This is a genomic window from Myxococcales bacterium, assembly GCA_016703425.1.
Taxonomy (GTDB): domain Bacteria; phylum Myxococcota_A; class Polyangia; order Polyangiales; family Polyangiaceae; genus JADJCA01.
Window position 1 is genome coordinate 1066360 of the sequence record JADJCA010000001.1, and the last position, 23318, is coordinate 1089677.

At 68.6% G+C, this 23318-nt stretch carries 22 protein-coding genes; 5 read left to right on the top strand and 17 right to left on the bottom strand.

Going from position 1 to position 23318, the window contains the following annotated elements; all coding sequences use genetic code 11:
• Positions 1-2: 2 nt before the first annotated feature.
• From IPG50_04665 to IPG50_04680, 4 genes are all read right to left on the bottom strand, one after another.
• A complete protein-coding gene (locus IPG50_04665) occupies positions 3-347 on the bottom strand; it encodes a four helix bundle protein (GenBank protein ID MBK6691482.1) in 345 nt (114 codons plus the stop codon).
• Between the two features lie 390 nt (positions 348-737).
• A complete protein-coding gene (locus IPG50_04670; protein ID MBK6691483.1) occupies positions 738-1097 on the bottom strand; it encodes a transposase in 360 nt (119 codons plus the stop codon).
• Positions 1094-1321, bottom strand: a complete 228-nt coding sequence (locus IPG50_04675) for a hypothetical protein (protein MBK6691484.1) — start codon at positions 1319-1321, stop codon at positions 1094-1096. Before IPG50_04675 ends, IPG50_04670 begins: the two co-directional genes overlap by 4 nt.
• A gap of 223 nt (positions 1322-1544) precedes the next feature.
• Entirely contained in the window at positions 1545-1718 is a 174-nt protein-coding gene (locus IPG50_04680) for a helix-turn-helix domain-containing protein (GenBank protein MBK6691485.1), read from the bottom strand.
• A gap of 11 nt (positions 1719-1729) precedes the next feature.
• On the opposite strand from IPG50_04680, the gene IPG50_04685 reads away from it, so the two are divergent.
• Positions 1730-1969 carry a hypothetical protein gene (locus IPG50_04685; protein MBK6691486.1) on the top strand — a complete coding sequence of 80 codons (240 nt, stop codon included), beginning with the start codon at positions 1730-1732 and terminating at the stop codon, positions 1967-1969.
• Between the two features lie 30 nt (positions 1970-1999).
• Here IPG50_04685 and IPG50_04690 read toward each other — a convergent pair whose 3' ends face one another.
• From IPG50_04690 to IPG50_04710, 5 genes are all read right to left on the bottom strand, one after another.
• Positions 2000-2359 (bottom strand): hypothetical protein, encoded by a 360-nt coding sequence (locus IPG50_04690; protein ID MBK6691487.1) that lies wholly within the window; start codon positions 2357-2359, stop codon positions 2000-2002.
• Positions 2360-2625: 266 nt separating this feature from the next.
• A complete protein-coding gene (locus IPG50_04695; GenBank protein MBK6691488.1) occupies positions 2626-2883 on the bottom strand; it encodes a hypothetical protein in 258 nt (85 codons plus the stop codon).
• A gap of 227 nt (positions 2884-3110) precedes the next feature.
• Positions 3111-4865: a cytochrome P450 gene (locus IPG50_04700; GenBank protein MBK6691489.1), complete on the bottom strand. Its 1755-nt coding sequence runs from the start codon at positions 4863-4865 to the stop codon at positions 3111-3113.
• Positions 4866-4940: 75 nt separating this feature from the next.
• On the bottom strand, positions 4941-7250 hold the full coding sequence (locus tag IPG50_04705) for a radical SAM protein (GenBank protein MBK6691490.1): 2310 nt from the start codon (positions 7248-7250) through the stop codon (positions 4941-4943).
• Between the two features lie 7 nt (positions 7251-7257).
• Complete coding sequence (locus IPG50_04710) at positions 7258-8358, bottom strand: radical SAM protein (protein MBK6691491.1); 1101 nt, start codon at positions 8356-8358, stop codon at positions 7258-7260.
• A 124-nt stretch (positions 8359-8482) separates the two neighbouring features.
• Here IPG50_04710 and IPG50_04715 point away from each other — a divergent pair, with 124 nt between their 5' ends.
• Positions 8483-9970 (top strand): hypothetical protein, encoded by a 1488-nt coding sequence (locus IPG50_04715; protein ID MBK6691492.1) that lies wholly within the window; start codon positions 8483-8485, stop codon positions 9968-9970.
• Between the two features lie 36 nt (positions 9971-10006).
• On the opposite strand, the gene IPG50_04720 is transcribed toward IPG50_04715, so the two are convergent.
• A complete protein-coding gene (locus IPG50_04720) occupies positions 10007-10585 on the bottom strand; it encodes a zf-TFIIB domain-containing protein (protein MBK6691493.1) in 579 nt (192 codons plus the stop codon).
• A 3-nt stretch (positions 10586-10588) separates the two neighbouring features.
• Complete coding sequence (locus IPG50_04725; GenBank protein ID MBK6691494.1) at positions 10589-11371, bottom strand: leucine-rich repeat domain-containing protein; 783 nt, start codon at positions 11369-11371, stop codon at positions 10589-10591.
• Positions 11372-11541: 170 nt separating this feature from the next.
• Here IPG50_04725 and IPG50_04730 point away from each other — a divergent pair, with 170 nt between their 5' ends.
• A complete protein-coding gene (locus tag IPG50_04730; protein ID MBK6691495.1) occupies positions 11542-11976 on the top strand; it encodes a cytochrome c-type biogenesis protein CcmH in 435 nt (144 codons plus the stop codon).
• Positions 11977-12054: 78 nt separating this feature from the next.
• Entirely contained in the window at positions 12055-12699 is a 645-nt protein-coding gene (locus IPG50_04735) for a DUF2202 domain-containing protein (GenBank protein ID MBK6691496.1), read from the top strand.
• A gap of 2 nt (positions 12700-12701) precedes the next feature.
• Here the strand turns inward: IPG50_04735 and IPG50_04740 are convergent, their stop codons facing one another.
• The 3 genes from IPG50_04740 to IPG50_04750 are packed head-to-tail and all read right to left on the bottom strand — an operon-like array spanning position 12702 to position 16519.
• Entirely contained in the window at positions 12702-13115 is a 414-nt protein-coding gene (locus IPG50_04740) for a hypothetical protein (GenBank protein MBK6691497.1), read from the bottom strand.
• A gap of 43 nt (positions 13116-13158) precedes the next feature.
• Complete coding sequence (locus IPG50_04745; protein MBK6691498.1) at positions 13159-15537, bottom strand: serine/threonine protein kinase; 2379 nt, start codon at positions 15535-15537, stop codon at positions 13159-13161.
• Positions 15431-16519 carry a hypothetical protein gene (locus IPG50_04750; protein ID MBK6691499.1) on the bottom strand — a complete coding sequence of 363 codons (1089 nt, stop codon included), beginning with the start codon at positions 16517-16519 and terminating at the stop codon, positions 15431-15433. The genes IPG50_04745 and IPG50_04750 overlap by 107 nt, the downstream gene beginning before the upstream one ends.
• 342 nt (positions 16520-16861) lie before the next feature.
• Here IPG50_04750 and IPG50_04755 point away from each other — a divergent pair, with 342 nt between their 5' ends.
• Positions 16862-18499: an ATP-binding cassette domain-containing protein gene (locus tag IPG50_04755; protein ID MBK6691500.1), complete on the top strand. Its 1638-nt coding sequence runs from the start codon at positions 16862-16864 to the stop codon at positions 18497-18499.
• Positions 18500-18568: 69 nt separating this feature from the next.
• On the opposite strand, the gene IPG50_04760 is transcribed toward IPG50_04755, so the two are convergent.
• The 3 genes from IPG50_04760 to IPG50_04770 form a co-directional block, all read right to left on the bottom strand.
• Complete coding sequence (locus IPG50_04760; GenBank protein MBK6691501.1) at positions 18569-20455, bottom strand: PAS domain-containing protein; 1887 nt, start codon at positions 20453-20455, stop codon at positions 18569-18571.
• Positions 20456-20469: 14 nt separating this feature from the next.
• Positions 20470-21615, bottom strand: a complete 1146-nt coding sequence (locus IPG50_04765) for a DUF362 domain-containing protein (protein ID MBK6691502.1) — start codon at positions 21613-21615, stop codon at positions 20470-20472.
• Positions 21616-21742: 127 nt separating this feature from the next.
• Positions 21743-23089 (bottom strand): hypothetical protein, encoded by a 1347-nt coding sequence (locus IPG50_04770; GenBank protein MBK6691503.1) that lies wholly within the window; start codon positions 23087-23089, stop codon positions 21743-21745.
• Positions 23090-23318 lie beyond the last annotated feature (229 nt).

Below are 23318 nucleotides of genomic sequence, written 5' to 3' on the forward strand. Positions count from 1 at the left end.
AGCTAGCGAATGAGGCGCGTGAGCATGGCGACGAGCGGCTGTGCGAGGGCTACGCACTCTGCGGCGGACTCGGGCGAGGCGTCGCCGCAGAGGGCGGCGAGCTCGACGGCGGCGACGGCTTCGACGGCCTCGCCGCGCGCGATGGTGAAAGCGCGAGCCTTGTCGGCCCGGCTAACGCGCCCAGCGCCTTCCGCGCAATCGAGCGCGGCGCTCTTCGCCGCGCGCGTCGCCTCGTCTCTCAGCTTCGAATCGCGAATGTTCGCCGCGCGGACGGCCAGCAGCAGCTTCACAGCGGCGCCGTAGGCGATGAGTTTGTGGTGAGGGAGGCCAGAGAGTTGGTTGGTCATGCCTTCCCCAGCGCAGACCGCGTGACGGCGCCACGCTCTTCCGCGTGTCAGCGAGAAGGCGCTGGCGCGCGGTGTGCGCGTCTTAGGCAGGACCAACCAACTCTCGGGCCGATCGCGCAAGCAGCAGCCCTTGTTGCGGTCATGCACACTATGAGCGGTCAAGGAGATAGGTGACAGTCCATGGAGATGGGTGACACTTTCGGCGGATGGATTTTCTACTCTGCGGCTATCGCCGATTCTTTCCCTATTTTCTTCTGTGGCGACTGAGGGGATGAATCGCCTTTCTCTTTTGCGTCGTAGTGACCGGAGGTCACGGGCTACGAAGCTCACCAGCCACTTCCCGTCCTCAACCCTCTCGAAGTCCGACCTGCTCGTCGACGAGCGACGCCGTCAGGCTGAAGCGCCGACGCCGATCGATCGCGACAATGCCTCCTTCCAAACGGGTCGAGTCATGTCGGCAGGGGGTAACCGGGCCGGGCACTCGCCTCTTCCAGACGCGCGGCGAAGGCTCGTACGCGCTGGCTGGGGTTCGACCCCAAGCGCCTCGTGGGGCCGCTCTTCGTTGAAGCACGAGCGCCAGGCGTCAAAGCGTTCCTGTTGGCCGAGCAGCGTCCGAGCCGCAGGACGTGTCGTTTCTGCTTTCAACGTGCGATGCATCCGTTCGTGGCGTCCGTTCTGCTGCGGACACCCAGGCTCGATTCGCTCGTGGAGGATCCCGAGTCGCGCGAACCACGCTCCGAGTCGACTCAATCCAAAGAGCGCACGCGGCGAAACGAAGGGTCGCCGTTGTCGCTTCGAATAGCTCGCGGCAGGCCTTTTTCCCTGAAGATGTGCTCGAGTGCCGCTCGCACGCCCTTGCCGGCCGTCCCGTCGAAGGCCTCGCACACGAGCACGTACCGGCTGAAGGCGTCCGTGACCGTAAACGGGTAGCAGACCGTTCCGTCTCCGAGCTCAAACTGCCCTTTGAAGTCCATGCACCACAGCCTGGAATTGGGGCCCTTCGCGTCCGTCGGGGCGGCGCGCGATAAGCCGCCACCCGCCGCGACGACGTCGCGGCACTGTCAGCTGTTGGCGACGAAGCACGTTGGCAACCGTTGTTCTGGCTCGGCAGCTTTACGCCGGGTGCTCCGACATCAGAAGCACCCTGAGCTTCTTCGACCCCACGTCGGAGCCGCCGCCGCGCGTCGACGATGAGGCTCACGAACTGTTCCGCCAGCGCCGCCGGCGTCTGCTTTGGGCCGCTGCGAAGGTCCACGAGCCCGGCATCGCCCGCGCTTCGTAGCGCTCGACGTACTTGTAGCCGGTCTTCCGGCTCACGCCGTACTCCCGACTCAGCTCCGTCATTCGCTCGCCCGCGCGGTAGCGAAGCACCAGTGGATCTGTTGTTCCAAGACACTCTTCGCTTTCCAAACCACGGCACTTCCGCCGTTGTTCGCATGCCGGAGTGTCACCTCTATCTCCGCTTGACGACCTATCTCGAGGGTTACCATCTCCTTAGACTGTACCACCTCGACCTCGACCTCGACCTCGACCTCGACCTCGACCTCGACCTCGACCATTACTGGACGGAGCCCACGCAGGGGACGGCGTCCAGTCATGTCGACGGGTCCGTAGGACCCTAGTCACCCCGACCCCGACCCCGACCTCGCCCCTCAGTGGACCGTGTAGAGAGCCCCCTGGCTTCGGCGAATGCCGACCGCCAGGTACCCTTCGGTCTGCACGAAAAGCACGATGGGGAGCTCGTCGTGCGGCGCCGCCTTGCACGCGGCGACCAGAGTGGCTTGAGCGCTGCCGCCGAGGCGCGCGTCTTTGCCAAGCCGCCGAGCGACCTCGGTGCGCAGGACGCATTCGATCGAAAGGCCGCCGTCGAAGGCACGATCCACCACGACGGCGAGTTCGCCCAAGGCCTTTCCGCTGTGGAGCGCGCTCGTCACCCGGTCACCAATTTCGTCGGTCGCCGCGTCGAGCGCGGCTTGGACCAAGGCGTGATCGTTAGCGGTGGCTGCGTCCATCCTGATTCCTCCCGGAGCGGTAGCGCCGAACGTAACGCTATGAGCGCCGTTGTCGACAGTCTTGGCGAGCCTGGCCCACCCCCGCCTCGCTTACACCGCGAGCCTCCGCGTCGGCGCAGCTTCACGTTGAGCCCCGCGGCATCATGGTGAACGAGAACACTTCCGGTGACGTCGCGCTTGTCACCGACCCGCGCGACGTCGAACGTCCCCTCACCCAGGACAAAGCGGGCCTGCAATGCGGCGGTGCGACAAACCACCCGCGTCGCTCACTTCTTCGGTGGCAGCTGGATGGTCTCTACGGCATCGCACCCCGTCGTCGAGCGGCGCGTCGTCCCCGGCCACCCAGCCTGCGCCAAACGCCTCGGCTCCGCTGTACCAGAGCATGTAGTAGAGGTCGCCTGCGCCGAGAAGACGCAGCGACTGCCAAGTTGCCCCGTTGTTGAGACAGCGATGCGCATGCACAAGCCCGGCAGCTCGGCCATGACCGGGACAAAGCAGTCACGAGCGTCGTCGAACCGAAACACGGCGACGGGATACCGACGGTCGGCGTTCGGCAGGGGGAGGACGCGCCAGTCCGCCGCATCCGGGAGATCTAGGCAGGCGGCACTTGGGTCCGCGGTCTGCGCGTCAGGGGCCGGAGGACCGGACGCCTTCGTCGGCGCGCACCCGACGGCGAGGGCGAGGAGAACACCGGCGTGCCGGGCGGCCACCATCAGCTTCTCTCGCTCGCCACGCCCCACCCCCGCCTCGCTTACACCGCGAGCCCGCGTCGGCGCAGCTTCACGTTGAGCCCCCGCGGCATCATGGTGAACGAGAACACCTCCGTGACGTCGCGCTTGTCACCGACCCGCGCGACGTCGAACGTTTGAAACAGCGTCCCCAAGAGGAGCTTCATCTCCAAAAGCGCCAACGTTCGACCGGGGCAGATGCGCGGGCCCGACCCGAAGGGTTGGTGGGCTCCCGCCTCGTGCGGTCCGTCGAGGCCCGCGCCATCGACCCACCGCGCGGGCCTGAACTCCTGCGGCGCGGCGAAGTTCTTTTCGCTCATGGCCGGGGCGCGAATGAGCGCGACCGCGAGCGTTCCCTTCTTGAGCGCCACGCCCGCCACGACGGCGTCCTGCGTCGGCTCGAAGAACAACATCGGCGCCACGGGACGGATGCGCATCGCCTCGTTGGCGATGGCGCCCGCGTATTGGAGCCGGTTCGCGACCTCGATGTCGGGAGGCACCGGCTGCGTGCCGAGCACGCTGCGCAGCTCCTCGCGAAGGGCCTTCACCTCCGCTGGCGCATCGAGCAGGTGATGGACGGCCCAAGCGAGCGTGTACGCCGTCGTGTCCTCGCCAGCGAGGAGCATGGTCATCGCGTTGCCGAAGATGGCATCGTCGCTAAAAGGCTCGCCGCGCTCGTCGCGCGCCACGAGCATCGCCTCCAGGAAGTTCGCCGGTGACGCCGCCCTCGCCGGATCAGCCTCCAGCCGTTCGCGCGACGCACGAACCAATCCGCCGATCCACTCGCGGAGCTCGGCGACGGCGCGATCGACGGCGCGGTCTGACGGCATGCGCACGACGCGCCACGTGGGAATGACGGCGAACAGGCGCCGATTGAACGCAGGGAACAAGAGCCCCAGCTTCTCTTGGATGACGTCGTCCTCTTTGCCGATGGTGTCGATGTCGTAGCCAAAGACGAGCTGCGTCGTGACGTCGACGGTGAAGCGCTTCAGCTCCTCGGCGAAATCAAGCGACTCGCCGCGCTCCGCTGCGCGCAGCCAGCGCGCCCTGAGGCGGCCCGCCACCGTCGCGAGCGTCGGGTAGAAGCCGCGAAGGTGCCGGTGCGAGAGGGCCTCCATCGACAAGCGCCGCTGCGGCCGCCACGCGGCGCCCTCCGCGGAGAAAACCCCCTCGACGCCGAGCTCCCTGAACACCGGCGCGAGGTTTGACCCGCGCTGAAAGCGCTCGGGGCGCTCTCGGAACATCGGCGCCATTTCGTTCATGTCGCTGAAGACGACGGTCTTCTGCGGCCCGATGCTGAACGTGTAGGGCGTTCCGTATTCGTGCGCCCACGCCTCGAGCTGCAAGTGGAGACGGTCGGGGTCGAGCACATGCGACGAGCCGATGAGCGGGAGCTGCGGCGGGCCGGGCAACTCCTCCACGCGGCGCGCGTTCTCGCCGAGGATGGCGGCGTCGCGCGCCTCGGTGAGCGCCGTGACATCGACGAGCACATTGCCGCCTTCTTCCCGAATGGGGCACGCGGCCAAACACTCGGGGCCGCCGTCGCGGCGACCGCTCTCGACGTCGAAGCGCCAGCGGTGATTGCGGCAAACCAGCACGCCGTCGTGGAGCTCTCCCTCACCGAGGAGCGCGCCGCGATGGGGACAGCGCCCCTCGAAGGCGCGAAGCTGCCCGCCGGGCGTTCGCAAGACGACGAGATCGGTGTCGCCGGCGGCGAGCGCGTGGGGGCCCTGCCCTAGGAGGTCTTGGGAACGGGCGACAACTTTGAAAGAGCTCACGGGCGCGAGACGGTAGCGAAGAAGCGCGCTTTGCGCCACGGATCGCGGCGGTTCGCGCCGGACCACGGCGTTCGTCTATGGGCGTGGCGCCCGCACCACCGGAAGCCGCACCTTGCCCGGCGGCGCGACGACGTGCGCCGCTTCGGCGTCAGCCTCGGTGCGAGCCGGCGCCGGCTCCGGCACCTCGCGACGCGCGAGCACGTACTCCACGCGATCGTGCTCCTCGATGCGGATGGGCGCGGCCGCCCCCTCGAGCCCCTGCCCTCGCGCGCGTACGCGGCGCGCCACCACGAGCCGCTGCGCGCCGCGCGGGCCACGAGGGATCACCAGCGTCGCGTCGCCCATCCATTCGAAAAACTCCGGCGGGATCTCCGCCACGGCGAAGCCGACCACGACGGCGTCCCATCGCGCGCGCGCGCGCCCGCGATCAACTTGCCACGACGCCTCCAAGAACGCGTCGCCCGCGATCAGCGACGCGTTCGCGAAGGCGCGGAGGAGCGGAGCGCCTCGCGCAACGAGGGCCGGGTCGAGCTCGACGCCGCGCACCAGGCCGGTAGGTCCGACGAGGCGCGCCAGCAGCGCGGTGCCGTAACCGGTGCCCGCACCCAAGTCGAGGACGCGAGCCCCGGCGCGGATCTGCGCGAGCTCGTACGTCCGCGCGTACGCGTGCATCGCGCTCACGGTGGCGGCGCCGCTCCCGTCGAGCGCGATGGCCACGTCCCGCGTGCTCGCGCGAAGCGCGTCGAGCGGCGCATGAAGCTCTCGCGGCGTCTCCACGAGCGCGGCGCGGACGTCGCTCGAGACGGTCGCGCGCGACGCAACGTCCGAGAGAGAGCGTTCTCGCTCGCGCTGACACAAGGCCGCCGCCGCCGCGTCGCCCTCGAGCTCGCGCTGGGCCGCTCGGCTCTGGCCCGTGTACTTCTGCCACGCGTAGTAGCGATCGGCGTACGCGAGCCTCACGGAATCGGAGAACTGCTCGACTTGCCCCTCGAGGGCGCGCAGGAAATACGGCCGTGCCGGCCCTTGCAGCGCGAAGCGCGCCGGCAGCTCACGCAAGATGGGCGCGAACTCCTCGGTCATCAGCTCGTCGCGGCGCCGGTACGACAGCTCGCGTGACGGGTCGACCCACTCGGAGAGGAACGCCTGATCGCCGTCCTTCCACCACTCGGGCCTGTGGATGCGCGTTCCGAAACGCGCCGCGTACTCCTGCCGCTCATCGTCGATGGGTGAGCCGGGGTAGAACCGGTACGGATCGACGGAGAGAAAGCCCATGGTCGACTCGGGCTCGAGGAAGAGCTTCCGCATGTACGCCGCGGAGCGCCGCAGCGTCTCTTCCGTTTCGCCGGGGTGCCCGACGATGACGTTCGCGCCCCAGGGCACGCCGAAGCGCCGCGACACTTCGCTGATCTCCAGCATGCGCTCGAGGTAGTCGTGAAGACGCCCGGCCTTGCGGATCGTGGCGAGCATGTCGGGATCGCCGGACTCGAGGCCGAAGCCGGGCGAGCAGTTCGCGTCGGCGAAGAGCCGCATGTCTTCTTCGTCGACCATGTCGACGCGAATGAGGAGCCAGTGCTTGAGGACGGGAAACCCTTCGCTCGCGAGGCGCTGCAAGAAGGCGCGGCGCCACGCCTTGGGCATGCCAAAGAGGGCGTCGGCGAAGTAGACGGTCCAGTCTCCGCCGGGACCGCCACCCGGATTGAGAAACGCGTGGAGGTTCCGAAGCTCTTGGATCGCGCGATCCACGGAGAAGCCGCGCCAACTCACCTCGCGCTTCGCCTTCTCCATGCAGAATGCGCAGTCGAAGGGGCAGCCGCGCGAGAGGTAGACCTCCACCTGGCTCGCGACGCGTCGCGCGATCGGTTGGTAGCGCGAGAGCAGCGACCAGTTGCTCTCCGGGAGCTCGTCGAGCGACAAAATCGGGTCGGGCCCGAGGACGACGCCGCGGAGGGGCGCGCCGCCGGCGGCCGAGCGCACGACCTTGGCGAGAGGCCGCTCCCCTTCCCCAACGACGGCCACGTCGAACGGTGAGCCGTCGAAGACGAAGTCGTCGGGCCGCGCGCTCACGTGGTAGCCGCCGGCCACCAGGATGGCGCTGGGCAGCTTCACGCGTGCGAGCTCTGCCAGCGCGCACAGGGGTAAATAGTCGAACGACGAGTAGCAGGAGAAGCCCACGACGTCGTAGCCGTTGCCGTCCGCCCCTTCGAAGAGCTTCGGGAGGTCCACCTTGCCGAAGGCGCGCTCGCAGGAGAGGTCGACGAGCGTCACCTCGGCGCGCGTCTCCGCTTCGAGGTACGTCCCCAAGCCGACCAGCTGCGGCACGCCGAAGTTGCCGGAGGCGGCGCCGTCGGAGCCGGGCCACAGGAGAAGGACGCGCGGACGACTCACGACGCGCTCACGACAGAGGCGCGACGCGCCGCGCGAGGCGGCCCGCGGGCACGAAGCTGGTGGTTCCCGCGCGGGACGCCGAGAGGTTCGCGGCGAAGGCGTCGTCGACGTGTTGCGCCACGAACGGATCGAGCCCGCGCGCGCCAAAGACGCTCACCGCCGCGGCGCCGCAACCGCCCATACACTGGGCGCGCTTGGGGCACGGCTCGCAGAAGTCGGGCGTGACATCGCGATACTGGGCGACGCGAGGCGCCGACACCGCCGACGCGAAGCTCTCGCCACGGCTCGTCTCACCGACGACGTCGGTGTGAAGCGTGCAGTTTCGGAGGTTGCCGTCGGTGCCGAGCGCGAACTCTTGGGCCTCGGTGCCGATGGGGCAGGACGAGAAGCGGATGCTCGGAAACTCGCTCGGGTCCACGACGCAAGGCGGCACCGGCATGGTGACTTGAAGCTTCATGTCGCGATCGCGAGCCCAAGGCTCCGCGGCTCGCAACGCGCCAAGGAGCTCGGTACGCGACGGCAAGAGCTCCGCGACCTGCTCCGAGGCGTACCCGGCAGGCGAATAGCGCGAGAGCGCGACGTCGCGCACGCCGAGTGAATGCCAAAGGGCGAGGATGTCGCCGACCCTGTGCGCGTTCTTTCGCGTCACGACGACACAACCGGAGACGGCGACGCCTTCGGCGACAAGGGCCTTGATGCCCGCCAGCGTCGCGTCGAAGTGACCGCGGCCGACGTGCTCTTCGTGAAGCTCGCGCTCGGGCCCGTTCAACGTGATCTGCACGAAGTACGGACGGTAGGGCGCGAGCCGCTTGGCGTGCACCTCGGTGATGAGGCCGTCGTTCGAGATGATGAGGGCGCGAAGGTTGTGCTTTTTCAGCTTGTCGAGTAGGACGAAGAGGTCGGCGCGCGCAAAAGGCTCATTGTCGGTAAGCGTGACGTGATCCCATTCGACCTCCGTGGCGGCGCGCTCGATGAGTTCGAGGAGCTGCGCCGTCGGGAGGGCCTGGGAGTCCTTCTTGTCGCCACGCCAGTCGTTGTAGCAATAGCCACACTTCTGGTTGCAGTAGCCCGTGAGCTCGATGGCGAGCGCGTTGCGTTTGGGACGCATGAAAGTCGGAGGGTGGGCGAGCCTCGGGCCTCCGTCAAGCGGCGCCAACCTGCGCGCGACGGCGCGATCTGCGCAGCGCCCCGTGGATTCGTCGCCGAGGGGCGCGGCGTGGTAAAGAACGCGTGTGAATACCCAAGCATTGCGCCTCCTTGCCTCGGCCCTTCCTTTCACCCTCTTGGCGAGCGCCTGCGTCGAGGACAGCTCTTCCGCGAATCCAGCGGGCACCCTCGACGCTGGCCTTCCCGACAGCGCGGTCACGACCGGCACGGCGGACGGCGCGACCGACGCGGCGGGCCCCGATGGCGGAAAGGTCCTTGCCCCGTGCGCGGCACCGACAGGGCCCGGGACCGAACACAAGGCCGACATCACCGCCGACGAGACGTGGACCGCCGCGGCGAGCCCGCACAAGGTGACCGTCAACGTGCGCATCACCGCCAACGTCACGGTGGAGCCCTGCGCGACGGTCACGTTCGCCGAGGGCGTGGGCCTCACCATCGGCAACACCCCGAACATCGCCGGCGCCGTCATCGCGCGCGGCGAGCGTGGCGTCGACGCGGCGGGCGCAGTGCTTCGCCGCGGGATCACCTTCGCGGCCGCCGATCCGCTCAAGCCGTGGCGGGGCCTCACCGTCGACGTCACGGGCAAAGTCGATCTGGAGACCGTGACGCTCTCCGATGGCGCCAACCCCTCGAGCGATCAGAACGGCGGCGGCGTCATCCTCGCCTACGGCCAAAGCGTCGGAGCCACGCTCCCGCCGGTGACGAAGAACGTTCGCGCCGTCGACGTCACCGTGAAGGCCTCGCGCGGCCACGCCTTCAACTTCCAGCGGACGTCTGGCTTCTCCGACGACTCGACAGACGTCGTCGTGACCGACTCGGGCCGCGCCGACACCCCGTTTCCGATCCGCCTCGAGCCCGGTGCCGTGGGCACGCTGCCCAAGGTGCAGTTTACAGGCAACGTCAGCAACGAGGTGGTCATCGCCGCCGGCAACACCGCCATGTTGGACGACACGCTGAAGGCGCGCGGTGTCCCCTACCGCATGGCGGGGCGACTCCGCGTCGCCCCGTACGTGGACGGCGCTGCCGTCAAGCTCACCATCGAGCCGGGCGTGACGGTGCGCTTCGATCACCCGGGCGACAGCGGCCTTCAGATCGGCACCTCGCCGCAGCGCCAAGGCGTCATCGTCGCCGAGGGCACCGCCGCCGCGCCGATCTTGTTCACGTCCGCGAAGTCGCCGCCTGCGGCCGGTGACTGGCGCAACCTCTACTTCTCGCACACCCCGAGCACCGGCAACCGCGTCGCGCACGCAACCTTCGAATACGCCGGCGCGCCGAGCGGAGCGCAAGGCTTCGGCTGCGGCCCTGCCGAGAACGACGCGACGATCTTGATCCTGTCGGGGCGCCCAGACGACGCGTTCATTCAGAACACGACCGTCAAGGACGGCGCCGGTGACACCGGCATCCTGCTCGGTTGGGACTCGGACATGACGGGCCCCGATTTTGTGAGCACAAACTCCTTCGTCAACGCACCGGCGTGCAAGGTCAGCCGTTGGCGCAACGCCACGGGCAACTTCTGCCCGGGCTCGGTCGCCGGCAGCCCCGTCTGCTTCTGACGCGAGCGCCTGGCCCCCCACAGCCCACAGGCTGGCTTAGCTGCTGAGCAGGCCCGCCACGAACTCGACGACGGCGCCGGCCACCTCACCGGCGGCGTCGATGACCACTGGCAATCCTTCGACGCCGACGTCGAGCGCGACGTCGACGGCGACCTCAGCGGCGGTCTCGACACCTGAACGCGTCAAGTCGCCCAGAACGCTGTTACCGGCCTGTTGGCCCACCGCTTGAGAGAGCGCGACGGCGCCGCCGGCCGCAGCGACGGCACCGACGGCGGCCGCGACCTTGGCGCGGCGCGGCCCGGCGGCGGAACCTGCGGCCATCACCGCCTCGACTTCACCCCGATCAAACCAAGTCCCGTGGGCGCCGCACTCGTCGACTTCTACGGCACCGATGAGCTGGCGCTCGGTGCGAGCGTGACACACCGGGCACAAGGCCAACGGCGCGGACGACGCACGGACCTTGGCGGCGAGGCTCGCTTCCGCCGCAGCCTCGGCCGCGCGCGCGTCGAGATCTGGGCCGTGTTTCGCCGCAAATACGCCACCGCAACGGGCGCAGGCGTGCATCCAATCGAAGCGCGTGGGACCGAGGCCGATGCCGCACCGAGGACACTTCATGGCTCAGCCCGTCTCGATCTTGAGCCCCGAAGCGCGGAGCGGCGCGAGAACGTTGGTGTCGGTGATGGGCGAACCCTTGATGGACAGGGACTTGAGCTTGCGAAGGCCGAGGAGCGGGCGAAGGTCTTTGACCCGCGTGCCCTTGATGCTGATGCGCTCGAGCTTGGTGCACTTGGCGAGCGGCGAGAGATCTTCCACGAGGGTGTCGTCGAGGGCCAGTTCGGTCAGGTCGGTCATGTTGCCGATGGCCTCGATGTTCTCGACCTGCGAGCGGGAGACGTCCAGGCGGTCGAGCTTGGTCATGCGCGAGAGCGGCTTCAGATCCTTCACCTTGTTGATGGCGGCGCGGAGCGAGATGAGCTGCGTGAGAGGCTCTAGGCCCTTCAAGTCTTCGAGATCGCCGGGGCCGAGGAAGATGTCTTTCACGCCCGTGAGGTACGGAAACACGCAAGGATCGAGGTAGTCGACCTGCCCCTGCGTCAGGTTGATGGACTTGATGGTGGCGAGATCGCTCTTGGTGATCGTGCCGGCGTCCTTGCCGGTCTTCTTCCTGACCTCTTGCTCGAGGCCTGGCAGGTTGAACGTGATCGACGCGGCGTCGCAGGAGAACTCGCGCTTCTTCGCCACGGGTGCGGCCGAGGGGACCGCGCTCGGCACAGCGACCACCGGCGCGGCCTTTGCGGAAGCGGTGGCGCTCGGCGCCGCTTTGACGTCGGGCTTCGGATCGTCACAGGCGGCAGCGAAGAGGATCAGGCCCAAAGGGAGCAGCGCGCGCGGCTTCGTCATGGCGCGGGAGCATATCGCGCTTCGGGCGCGGGGGTCTCGGGTGAACGCGCCCTGAGTTGGGCGTCTCGTGGCCGTCGGCCGCGCCGCGGGACGCTCTGGGGACGACCCTTCGCGAGTCCCCGTCGGCTCTCACCGGGATGGCCTACGCCGCGCGAACGCTAGCACTGCTGATGTTCCTTCTTGTCCAGGCTCCGCCGGCCGCGGCGGCCGCTGCCGACGCCCCTGCCGGGGAGGAAGCCCGACTCGAAGCGCGTCTGCTCGCCCCCTGCTGCTACGTCCAGACGCTCGACGTCCATGACTCACCGATGGCGTCCGAGCTCCGCTCGGAGGTGAAGGCCCGGCTTGCGGCGGGGGAGTCCCCCTCCGCCATCGAGGAAGATTTCGCGAGACGTTTCGGCGACCGGGTACGGGCGCTCCCGCGCAACGCCGATCCGCGGACGGCGATGTTGCTCTTCTCGACCGCGTGCTTGCTCGCCGGCGCCGCAGGTGTGGCGCTGATGATGAGACGCTGGCGCCGCGCCGAATCGCCGACCACCGCGACCGCCGGGCCGCCCGACGACCTCGATCGCCGCATCGACGACGAGCTCGAGCGGCTCGACGACTGACGCGCCCGTCCTGCGCGCGCACACCCAGGGCGAACCCTTTGGAGCACGGGGCGGCTCCCAGAAGACGGAGGTCACGTCATGGTCCACCACCTTGTGCTCAAAGCTGGCTTGCTGCTCTCGATGGCTCTCTCCGTTGCCTGCAGCGCCGATTCCGGGAATGGAGCCGGGGGCGGCCCGTCTGCGGCGCCGGTAGGGGCCTCGTCCGGCGTCGCGCTGTCTTCGAGCGAGCAGAGTTCGCTCGCCTTCATTCGAGAAGAAGAAAAGCTGGCTCGCGACGTCTACGCCGCGCTCGCCGCACATGACCCCATGTTCACGAACATCGGGGCGAGTGAGCAGACCCATATGGACGCCATCGCCACGCTGCTTACCCGCTATGGCTTGGGCGATCCGGCCGTCGGCAAGGCCGCCGGTGCGTTCACGAACCCCACGCTGCAAAGCCTCTACGACGCCCTCGTGGCGAGCGGCAACGTCTCGTACGCAGCCGCCCTCACCGTCGGCGTCGAGATCGAGGAGCTCGACATCCACGACATCGACGCCGCCCGAGTCGGGCTCTCACACGAGGATATCGCGACGACCTATGACAACCTGACGCGCGGCTCTCGCAATCACTTGCGGTCGTTCTACGCCAAGCTCAAGGCGGCGGGCGGAACGTATTCTCCCAAACATCTCGACGCCGCAGCCTTCGAGGCCATCGTCAACTCGGAGACGGAGCGCGGCCGGTAGCGCTAGCGCGCGCCCGAGCTCGTCGCTGCGTCTCGAAGCGCCGCCACCGCCAACGCCTCTCGCCGCGCGGCGTCCGAAAGGGGGCTCGCGAGCGTCAGCAGCTCGTAGACCTGCGGTGCATCGACCCGCATCACGAAGGGTTTGTCCCCTTCGGCGACGCCGGCGGGGAAATACGTCGCGAGCAGGCGCGGGCTCACGAAGTCAAGCGACAGCGAGCGAAGCGCGATGCCAGGTTCGCGCGCCGAGAACCACTGGAAGAGCGGCGGGCACAAGCGCACGAGCGTCTCGAAGCGCTCGTTCAAGAGATCGACGCCAGGCCCAACGAACGGCGCGCCGTCCTGTCCCTGCCGGGGGACGACGCGAGCGCGCCGCTCGTGGAGGAGCAGCTTCAGCGAAACGAGCGGAGAGGCGGTCACGGAGGCCCGATGCGGGATGGCTTGGGTTCCATCCCGGCCCCAATCAGACGAGGGGCCACTTCGCGCCCAAGAGCGGCAACGCCACGCGGCGGAAGTCGTCGCGGACGCGATCGATGCGCGGCCGGTTGGCGGGCTCGCGGCGGAGCGTCCAGAAGAGCAGCTCTGCGAGGCCCGACATCCCCGGCTTCGCGGAGAAGTCGCGGAGCCTTGGCGGAAAGCCGTCGTGCGCCAGGTGAAGCGCGATTTGCGCCGTGTCGTTCGGGGCCTCGAAGAGCATTTGCCCCGTGAGCGCTTCAAAGGCCAAGCAGCCGAAGGCGTAGACGTCAGCGGCCATCGGCGTGAGCGCCGACGCCTCTTCCGCCGAGGCGGTCCACACTTCGGGCGCGCCATAGGGCCCCGACGCGCAGCCCGGCCTGACGTGGCGTCCCGCGAGGCCGAAGTCCACGAGCACGCCCGTCTCTCCGCCGCGCAAGACCACGTTGGCCGGCTTCACGTCGAGGTGACCGATCTGCGCCGAGTGCATCGCCGAGAGGCCCTTCAAGACGTCGTCCAAAATCGAAAGCGAGCGGCCCATGTCGAGGGCGCGCGCTTGGATGACGCGCTCGAAGGTGAGCCCCTCGACCAGCTCCATGACCAAGATCGGCTTGGGCCGCGCCGCCGTGTCGAAGGTGACGAAGCGCGCCACGTTCGGATGCGTCGGGATCGCCAGGAGCGCCGAGGCCTCGCTGCGAAAGAGCGCAAGGAACTCGACCTCCGAGAGGAGCCGCGCCGCCTGCGGCGAGTAGTCGGGAACCTTCAGGGCGAAACGCTCCGCCGATTCGTCGTGGCGATCTTCGACGCGGTTGGCCACGAAGACCGAGCCCGTGCCGCCGGCGCCCAAGGCGCGAAGGATGTAGAACCCCCCGAGCGTGCGGCGCGGCGGAATCCAAGCCGGAAGCGCGGCCTCTTGGGCGACGCGCACCGCCTTCATCTCTTGGCTCGGGCGGTCGACGGGCACCTCGGCGAGCTTGCCGGCGACGCCCGAGACCAGCTCGAGGATCGCCTTGGGCATGACGCTCTCGAGGCTTCGGAGCCAATCGGTGATCCCTTCGGCGCGAAGCCGGTTCGCCTCCTCCGCGCCGGAGACCACGCGCGCGGCGGCCACCGCCAACGACGGCCCCTCGACGGCCGACGTCGGCGGAACGCTGCTTCGCTCTGGGTCGAGGCGCCCGCGCGCCCCCAAGACGAGCTGCGTGATGGAGCCCAAGGCCAGCTCGAGCGAGCTCACGACATCGGAGTCGCCCGACGCGACGGCCTTGAGCGTCGGGGCGCGAAGCAGCGCCGTCAGCGCCGCACCGACGCGCACGAGCGCGGTGCGGAGCGCCTCGCCACGGCTCGTCGGGATGGCCAGGTCGCGACCGAGAGCATCCAGCGCTTCCAGGCCAATGCGCAGCTTCATGACCTCGGGCGGCGGCGTTCGGAGCGATGGCAACATCGAGTCCGGCGGCATGGAGGCGGTCTTCGCGCGGTACCCGAGGAACTCGCCGTAGCGGTGGAGCGCCTGAACGAGGTCGACGTCCATCGACGCCTCCTCGAGCATTTCGAAGTCACCCTTCTGATCGAAGTGCGTCGCCGCGAGGAGCACCACGTCGGCGGGATCGAGGAGGTCTGCGCGAACGAGCGCGTCGAGGGAGCGCGCCAGCGCTGCGATGAGCGTTCGACGAAACGCCGGCGGCGGACCTTGGCTCGCGCTCTCCAAGAGCGAGCTTGCCACGTTGGCCCAGCGGCGCCGATGGCTCGCGTCGCGGTCGTCGGCACCGACCTCGCCGTCGACGAGATGCACGAGGGTGCGGAGGCGGCGGAACCGAAGCGTCGGGTGTTGATCGGCGCCGGTCGCGCTCTTCTCGGCGGCCAAGATGAAGAGGCCCACCCGCTCGCGCAGACCATCGAGCGACTCGGTAAGGGCCTTCGTGTCGTCGGCGGCGCCCTTGGTGGGCGTGCCGAGACGGAGCAGGAGGTCGAGCGTTCCGCGTTCGAGGATCGCCAGGTCAAGGTCGCGAAGGCGCGTCGTACCGGTGCGACGCGCAGAGGCGCCTTCGCCGCCAGGTCCCAGCTCGTCGAGCTCGCGGAGCGCCTCGTCGATGCGCTCGATGACGTCGCGCGACGCCGCGTGCGCCGCCTTCGCGCCGCTGTGCGAGTAGGCCGAGAGGGCCGACGCCACGCGCTGCCGCAACGAGCCTTCCGGAACGCTCGAGAGCTCGGTCGCCAACTCGGCGCGAAGGGCGCGCTCCGCGTCGTCGTCGCTCTTGGCGTCGCCGAGCGCTCGGCGCGAAAGCTCAGCGGCCGCGTGCATCAGCTCGGGCACCGGGTTGTCGAAGCCCACGAGCTCGGCCCGCAGCTCCGCGAGGCTCTCGCCGACCTCGACGGGCGCGCGGCGAGCCACGAGCAACAGCGCCTCTTTCGTCGCTTCCGGCTCGGCCTCCGCGGCGCGCGCGAGGCCCCACGAGATCGTGGCGGCGGTCCCCGGATCGCGCTCGAGGACGGGGCCCTTGGACGAGCTGCTTCAAGAGACGAAGGGCTTGCTCGGGGCGGACCGCGATCATGGCGCCCGCCGACGTCGCCGCGCGGCGCCAGTCGGTGGCGCCTCGCTCCGGGCGGAGCCCCGTGGTGACGGCTTCTTCCAGCTCGGGCATGAACGGCGCGAGCAGGCCGCGGGCCGTCGCGATATGGCGCCAGACGAGCGACTCGCGATCCTCGATGAGCCGCTTCCAGGCTTCCTTCACGGCGTCGCTGCGGAAGACGCGGAGCGCGTGATCTTCGCCCGACAGCGCACGTCGAGACACCTCGCGGGCGGCCCGCTCGATGAGCCGGGCGGCGAACCGTCGACTGTGGAGCGAGCCGGTCGACGGAGCCCCGAGCCACTCGCGGGCGAGCTCGCGGCCTGACGCGAGACCGAGGGCCAAGGCGCCGTCGCGAACCCCCGCCGCGAGCGGCAAGTCGCTGACGAGGCCCACACGGGCGCGCACCGCGGCGCTGCCGAGGCCTTTGCCCCCGCTCAGCGCCATGCGCGTCGCCATGGCGACGAAGGTCTCGGCGTTGCCGCCGTGGAGGCGCGAGACCACGCGGCGCCCGAGCTCGCGTTGCTCGGTGCCAACGGGCAGCGCTGCCGCGAGGGCGTAGAGCGCGACGCCGGCCGCCGGCGCCGCCAACCAATCGAGGTCGTCGACGAGGCCGGCGGCGAGGGCTGCCTGAACGCCGCGAGCGAGCGCGTCGGGGTTCAGCGCTTCAAGCGGACTGGGGCCATCCTCCGCGCCGAAGCGACCGAGCGTGGCCATGGACTGGCGCCACGTGCTTCGTCGTTCGACGGGATCGGTGACCTTGTGGAGCTCGACGAGCTCTCCGACGTACGCCCAGGGCCCCTTCACGCTACCGACCACGTTATCAGGACACTCCTTCGGAGCGCCACAATCGCTCAGGGGCGCCTCCGTCGGGGCGTGGTTCGGGGCGTGGTCGGGGCGGGGTCGGGGCGCGGTCGGGGCGCGGTTCCGGGCCGTGGTCTTTGCAGAGACCGGGGCAAAGGTCGGAGGCGGCGTCCGGCAAAGCGCGGCGCCCTTCGCCGCGGCTTTTCGCGGGCCCCAGCCGGTCAGGACCCGTGGTAGATCGACGCCGACCGGCAAACGCGCGCCGGCTCCCCCGAGGTTTCCGTGATCCTGCTCGACAAAGTCACCAAGCGATTCGGTCCGAAGATCCTGTTCACCGACGTGAGCATGCAGTTTGACCCCGGCAAGCGTTACGGCCTGACGGGGGCCAACGGCGCCGGCAAGTCGACGCTGCTGAAGATGCTGTCGGGCATCGAGGACACCGATACGGGCACCATCTCGATCCCCGGCAAGCTTCGGCTCGGCGTTCTCAAACAGAACCACTACGAATACGACGCGCAGCGCATCCTCGACGCCGTCTTGATGGGCAACAAGCCCCTCTGGGAGGCGATGAGCGAGAAGGAGACGCTCCTCGCCGGCGAGGTCACCGACGAGGTGGGCATGCGCCTCGCCGAACTCGAAGGGGTCATCGCCGAAGAGAACGGCTACACCGCCGAGAGCGACGCGGCGGAGCTGCTCGTGGGTCTGGGCATCCCGTCGGACGTCCACGCCCGGCCGATGAACACCTTGGCCTCCGGCTACAAGCTGCGCGTCCTCATCGCGCAGGTGCTCTTCGGACGCCCCGACGTCCTCCTGCTCGACGAGCCCACCAACCACTTGGACCTCGAGTCGATCCGTTGGCTCGAGAAGTTCCTGCTCGATTACAAAGGCACGCTCGTGGTCGTCTCCCACGACCGCCACTTCTTGAACGCCATGGCGACGCACATCGCCGACGTCGACTACCAGACGATCATGATCTACACCGGCGGCTACGACGACTTCGTCGAGCAGAAGTATGAGAACAAGCAGCGCGCCGAGCAGCAGAACGCCGCCGCTGGCAAGAAGATCGACGAGCTAAAGGGCTTCGTGCAGCGCTTCGGCGCCCACAAGTCCAAGTCGAGCCAGGCGCAGAGCCGCCTCAAGCAGATCGAAAAGCTCGAAGAGCAAATGGAAGCGCGCGGCGGCAAACGCACGAGCCTCGTTCGGCCCTTCATCCGCTTCGAGGTCGACAAGCCGAGCGGGCGCGACGTGCTCCGCATGGAAGGCGTGAACCACGCCTTCGGCAAGAAAGAGATCTTCAAGGACCTCTCGCTCAACGTGAACCGTGGCGATCGCATCGCCGTCATTGGCCAGAGCGGCATCGGCAAGTCGACGCTCCTCAAGCTCATGGTCGGGGCCTTCGCGGACCTCGACAACGACACGCGCTCGTTCGTGCTGTCGCCCGACAAGGGCGACGTGCGCTGGGGCCACGACACGAGCGTCGGCTACTTCGCGCAAGACCACCACGAGGCCATCGGCGCCACCGCGAAGGGCCTCACGGCCTACGACTGGCTCTACCAATTCGACGAGTCCGCCACCAAGGAGAACGTCCGCGGAACCCTCGGAAGGCTCCTCTTCTCCGGCGACGCGGCCCTCAAGCAAACGGAGGCCCTCTCCGGCGGCGAGTGCGCACGCCTCATGTTGGCCAAGCTGCTCTTGCTGAAGAACAACGTCCTCATCCTCGACGAGCCGACGAACCACCTCGACATCGAGTCCATCGAGGGGTTGCTCGACGGCCTTCAACCCTTCAAGGGCACCATCGTCTTCGTGAGCCACGACCGCCACTTCGTGGGCTCACTGGCGAACCGCATCTTCGAGCTCCGCCCAAGCGCGGGCGACGAGACCCACGGCACCGGCGAGACGCGTCAGGCGGCGGAGCTCGTCGTCTACGGCGGCGCCTACGACGAATACCTCGAGCGCGAGGGCCGGGACTTCACCCGGCAATAGGCCTACGGCGGCGCGACATCGACGCCGGAGGGCGCAGAGCCACACCGCACGAACGCCGGCCCCCGCCGCTCACGCCTCCAGGCGGCGACGGCGGGCCGTGATCTCGCGACCGACGAGGCGGAGGATGTCGGCCTCCGTCATGGGCTTGTAGAGCACGGGCACGCCGCGCATCACCGGGTCGTTCGAATCGCTGACGTCGGCGAACCCGGTCATGAACACGAGCGCCGGGGCGCCCGCCCCAGCCGCGAGCGAACGCGCCAGCTCCACACCGCCCATGATGGGCATGCGAACGTCGGTGAGCACGAGCTCAACGGTCGGCTGCTCCTCGAGCACCGCCAGCGCCTCACGACCGTGTTTGGCCTCCCACACGGTGGCTCCGGCGCTGCGCAACGCCCGCGCCACCACGCGCCTCAAGGCCTCCATGTCCTCGACGACGAGGACTTGCGCCCCCACGGGGAGCGGCGCCCGCAGCGACGGCGGCGCCATGCTGTAGCGACTCGACGGGATGTCCCGCGTCGGCAAGCGGAGGACGAAGGTGGCACCAGAGCCGAGCTCGCTCTCCACGTGCACTGTGCCGCCGTGTTGCTGCACGGTGCCGTAGACGGCGGCGAGCCCGAGCCCGGTGCCGCGTCCGAGCTCCTTCGTCGTGAAGTAAGGCTCGAAGATGCGCGGCAGGTGCTCGGCGGCGATGCCTGCACCGTCGTCGCTGACCGCCAGCCGCGCGACCTCCTCGCTCCCCTCACCTTCCAGCGTGAGCGCGACCTTGATGTGACCTGCGTCGGTAACCGCATCCTTCGCGTTCACGAGGATGTTGAGGAGCGAGCTCTCGAGTTGAGCGTCGTCGCCTTCGACGTAGATCGGCTCGTCCGGCAAGACGACCTCGACGGTGATGGTGCCGGCGAGGCCCGTGAAGAGCAGCGCGGTCCGTCGCACGACGCCCGTCAGCTCGACGGGCTTGAACGTCGTCGGGTGGCGCCGCGCGAAGGACAAGAGCTGGCGCGTGAGGTTCGCGCATCGATCGATGGCGTCGAGGGCCGGCGTCAGCGCCGCCGGTGAATCGAGGCCGCGACGCTGGACCTGCGCCAACTGCAGACCCATGGCCGTGAGGTAGTTGTTGAAGTCGTGGGCGACGCCGGCGGCAAGGCTGCCGATGGCCTCCATCTTCGCGGCGTGCCTGAGCTGCTCTTCGAGCTCCACACGCGCCGTCACGTCGATGGCCACGCCAACGACGCGCGGGCCTTGGGGCCCCTTCGTGAGGTGCCCTCGCGACTCCACATGGCGCACGCTGCCGTCGGGCCTCACGATGCGCACGTACAGCGGTGGCGGCGTCTCGCCGTTGGCGATGCGTTGAAGCCACTCGCCGCGACGAGGCCGATCCTCAGGAAGAATGAACCGCTCGGCATCGTCGCTGGGTGTCCCCGGTGGCACGCCCAAGAGCGCCCTCACTTCGTCGGACCACTCCACGGCGCCCGTTTGCAGGTCGAAGGCGAAGGAGCCGACGCCAGCCCACCTTTGCGTGTCGGCCAAGCGTTCGAGCGTTTGCTCGAGCTCGCGGGTCGCGGCCGCTTGTGCCGTGACGTCGACGAGAGTGCCGATCACGCGCACGAGCCGCCCCTCGTTGTCACGTTTGACGATGGCGTGACCGCGCAATTGGCGCTCGCGCCCATCGGGCAAGACGATTCGGTAGACGACGGGCGGGACGTCGACGCCAGCGACCATTTGTGTGAACGCTTCCGTGACGCGCGCGCGGTCGTCCTCGTGGACGCGGATAAAAAACTGGCCCGCCTCGATCGGCTGCTCGGGGTCGAAGCCGAGGAGCGCGATCATGCCCAGCGACCACTGGACCGTCCCCGTTGGTTGCCAGACAAACGTGCCGAGCGAGGCCGCGCGCTCCACCTCAGGGAGGAGGTCGAACTCCCCCGTGGGGAGGAGGTGCGTGACGATGCGACCCGGCACGAGTCCCTCCGATCCTAGGCGCTGGCGCTCGCAGCGCCGCCGGAGGTCTTTTTCATGAGCCGGTCGGCTTCGCCCCTTTCGTAGGCGCCGAAGAGCTGCCCCCAGTGCGTGTCGCGCTTCCAGTCCTCGAAGGTCTTCTTGTCCTTCAGCGGCCAGCGGTAATAGTCGTGGTACGCCTCGCTCCCGAAGATGAAGACGTTCACGAGCGGCGTGTGGAAGAAGATCTTCTGAAAGCGCTTCATGGGGCCGAACCACATGAGGTCACCGACCTTGCTGGCGCCGTTGTCGCCCACCTGAAAGCCCCAGCTCTCCTTTGAGATGTCGTCGCCGACGATCTCGATGTCGCGCGGGTCGCCGACGCCGAGGCCGTCGTCGTGGGCCACCTTGATGAACTCGAGGCTCATGGGATCGAAGCCCATCATCTTGGCCGCGACGGCGTCGATGGCCGTCTGATCCGACGACGCGAGCATGTAGTCCTTGATGACCGGGAACATGGTGCGCGGGCCGGGACCGTTGCCCGCCGTCGTGCCGTCCATCACGGCGAAGAGACCCGAGTGGATCTCCTTCTGGATCGCGAGCAGGTCGACGAGCGTCTTGTGAATCCACGAGTGCGTGTAGTGACGCTTCGTGTTGAGCAGGCCGCCGAAGGCGTTCTTCATGGCGCCGGTGGTGGTCGTGTAGATGTGGCACTTCACCGTGGGCAGGTGAAGGATGTTCTTGCCGAAGAAGTAGTCGGGGATGCGGATGCCTTCGGGGAAGATCTTGTGCAAGACGTGCATCTTCGCCTTGGGCCGGTACTCGACCCACTTCATGTCGTTCTCGCGGAAGTTGTAGAGAACGGGGATCGCGTACTTCTTGAAGAGCGGGACGTAGTTGTTGAGGTCCTCGCCCTTGAAGGCGTTGGTGACGACGGTCTTGTTCTGCACGCAGGTGATGTCGCCGAGGCCCGCGTTCTTGAGCGCGAGGATCGTTCCTTCCATCTGCCACGGCGTCGTGTTGGCTCCCGGGAACGGGTAGTGCCACGAGATGTTGTCCTTCAGGATCGTCGTCTTGCCCTTCTCGAGCGCCGACTTCATGTCCGCGAGCTCGCAGAGCCGCTCGATGTCCGTGAGGATCGTCTCGGGCTTGACCTTGATTACGGAAACCTTCGCCTTCGCCATCGCCATGTCCTCGGAGTGTCCGGCGGAAGGGTGTTCCACCGGGCTGTTCGTTGAGGCGCGCACTATAGCAAGAACGCCGGCCGCGGAGCGCCGACGAGCGCGGCGGAGGCCGGAAAGCACCGACGCCTCAGCGGACGAAAATGCCCTTCCGCCAGACGCCGTCGCCGCCGGGGGGAACATTGACATAGAGGCGCTCCCCCTCGGAGGCCAAGTTGGTCAGGCCCGAAGCACAACCTTGGACGACGAGCATCTGGAAGACGGTGGCGGCGGACGAGAAAGTGACCGTGTTTTGGTAGCTGAACAGCGCGCCCCCCAGGTTCGTGTCGCGGCTGCAATAGCCGCCGCTGCTCACATACGGCGCCGAGCAATTCGATGCCGCAGCGAACATCAGGCCCACGCTCGCGCCGGCCGCGTTGGTGAAGTGCCAGGCCTCCGACGAGTTCGCCGGCGGCACGGCGCCGCCGACGGTGAAGTCCATCGAGTTGCCGCTCCCGCCGGGTGAATGGTTGAAGTCCACGAAGCGGACCTCGCTGACGGCCACCGGTGGCACGAAGCGGAGCGTCGTCGTGGCGAAGCCCGGATCGTTTGAGGAGAAAGTTTGCTCGAAGACGCCGTCGTTGGTCTTGGAACCGACGGTGACGCAGGCTGCGCCGCTCTGCGAAACGGTCCAGAACGCGGCGTCGGCAAAGCGCAGCGGCAGCGCGGTGAAGCCGCCGCCCGCGGTGGTCATGTCGCAATACACCGAGAAGGGCGCTCCGGCCCCTGCGCCGTCGGCGTCGATGCGATAGACGCCGTCGGTCGCTGCGGGATGGGACGCGTGGAGTGCGCCGCAAGACGTCGGCGCCGGGATGCAGACCTTTGCGACGCAGGTGTCCGTCGCGATGCACGAGGCAGCGGTGCAGTCAGCGCATTTGCCGAGGGTGCAGACGCCCGAGTTGCAGTCCGACGGCGCGCCGCAGGAGGCGCCGGCGGCGCATCGCTTGAGCGGCGCGCAAGAGCCGCCGCAGTCGATGCCCGTCTCGGTGCCGTTCTGAACGCCGTCGCCGCACTGCGCGGAGGATGCGGCGCAGAGGCCACCGGCGCAGGCGTCCGAGACGCAGTCGCCGTTCACGGTGCACGCGACGCCGGTGCCGCACTTCTTCACCGGCGCGCAGGAGCCGCCACAGTCAAAGCCGGTCTCGGTGCCGTTCTTCACGCCGTCGGCGCACGAGGGCGCCTGGCAGGTCCCGTTGCATGCCGACGAGGCGCAGTCGTTTCCGCTTCGGCAAGCGGCGCCGTCGGCGCAGCGCTTCGCGGGGGCGCACGTCCCGCCGCAGTCCACGCCGGTTTCGTCGCCGTTCTTCACGCCATCGGAACAGCCTTCGGCGAGAGCCGCGTCGGGCGTCGTCGAAACCGTTGCGTCGGCGGGGGCGGCGGCATCCACCGGGCCCGCCGCCGGCGCCGGGTCTGCGGCGGCCGAACCGCAAGCCGGCAACGAGGCCCCGCCAACAAGAACAATAGAAACCAGAGCAGAAGCCAGACGGGCCCGATGCGGACGACCTACGCGGGGCGCTCTCCCAGAAGCCATTGCGCCGATGGTACCCGGGTCGCGCGCCGCCGGGCCGAGCGCGCGACTTATCCATTTTGATATGGGCTATCCACAGGAATCGTTGCCGCCCTGCGCCCCCTGCGCGTTTCGACTCCTCGCGACGTGACCGGCCTGC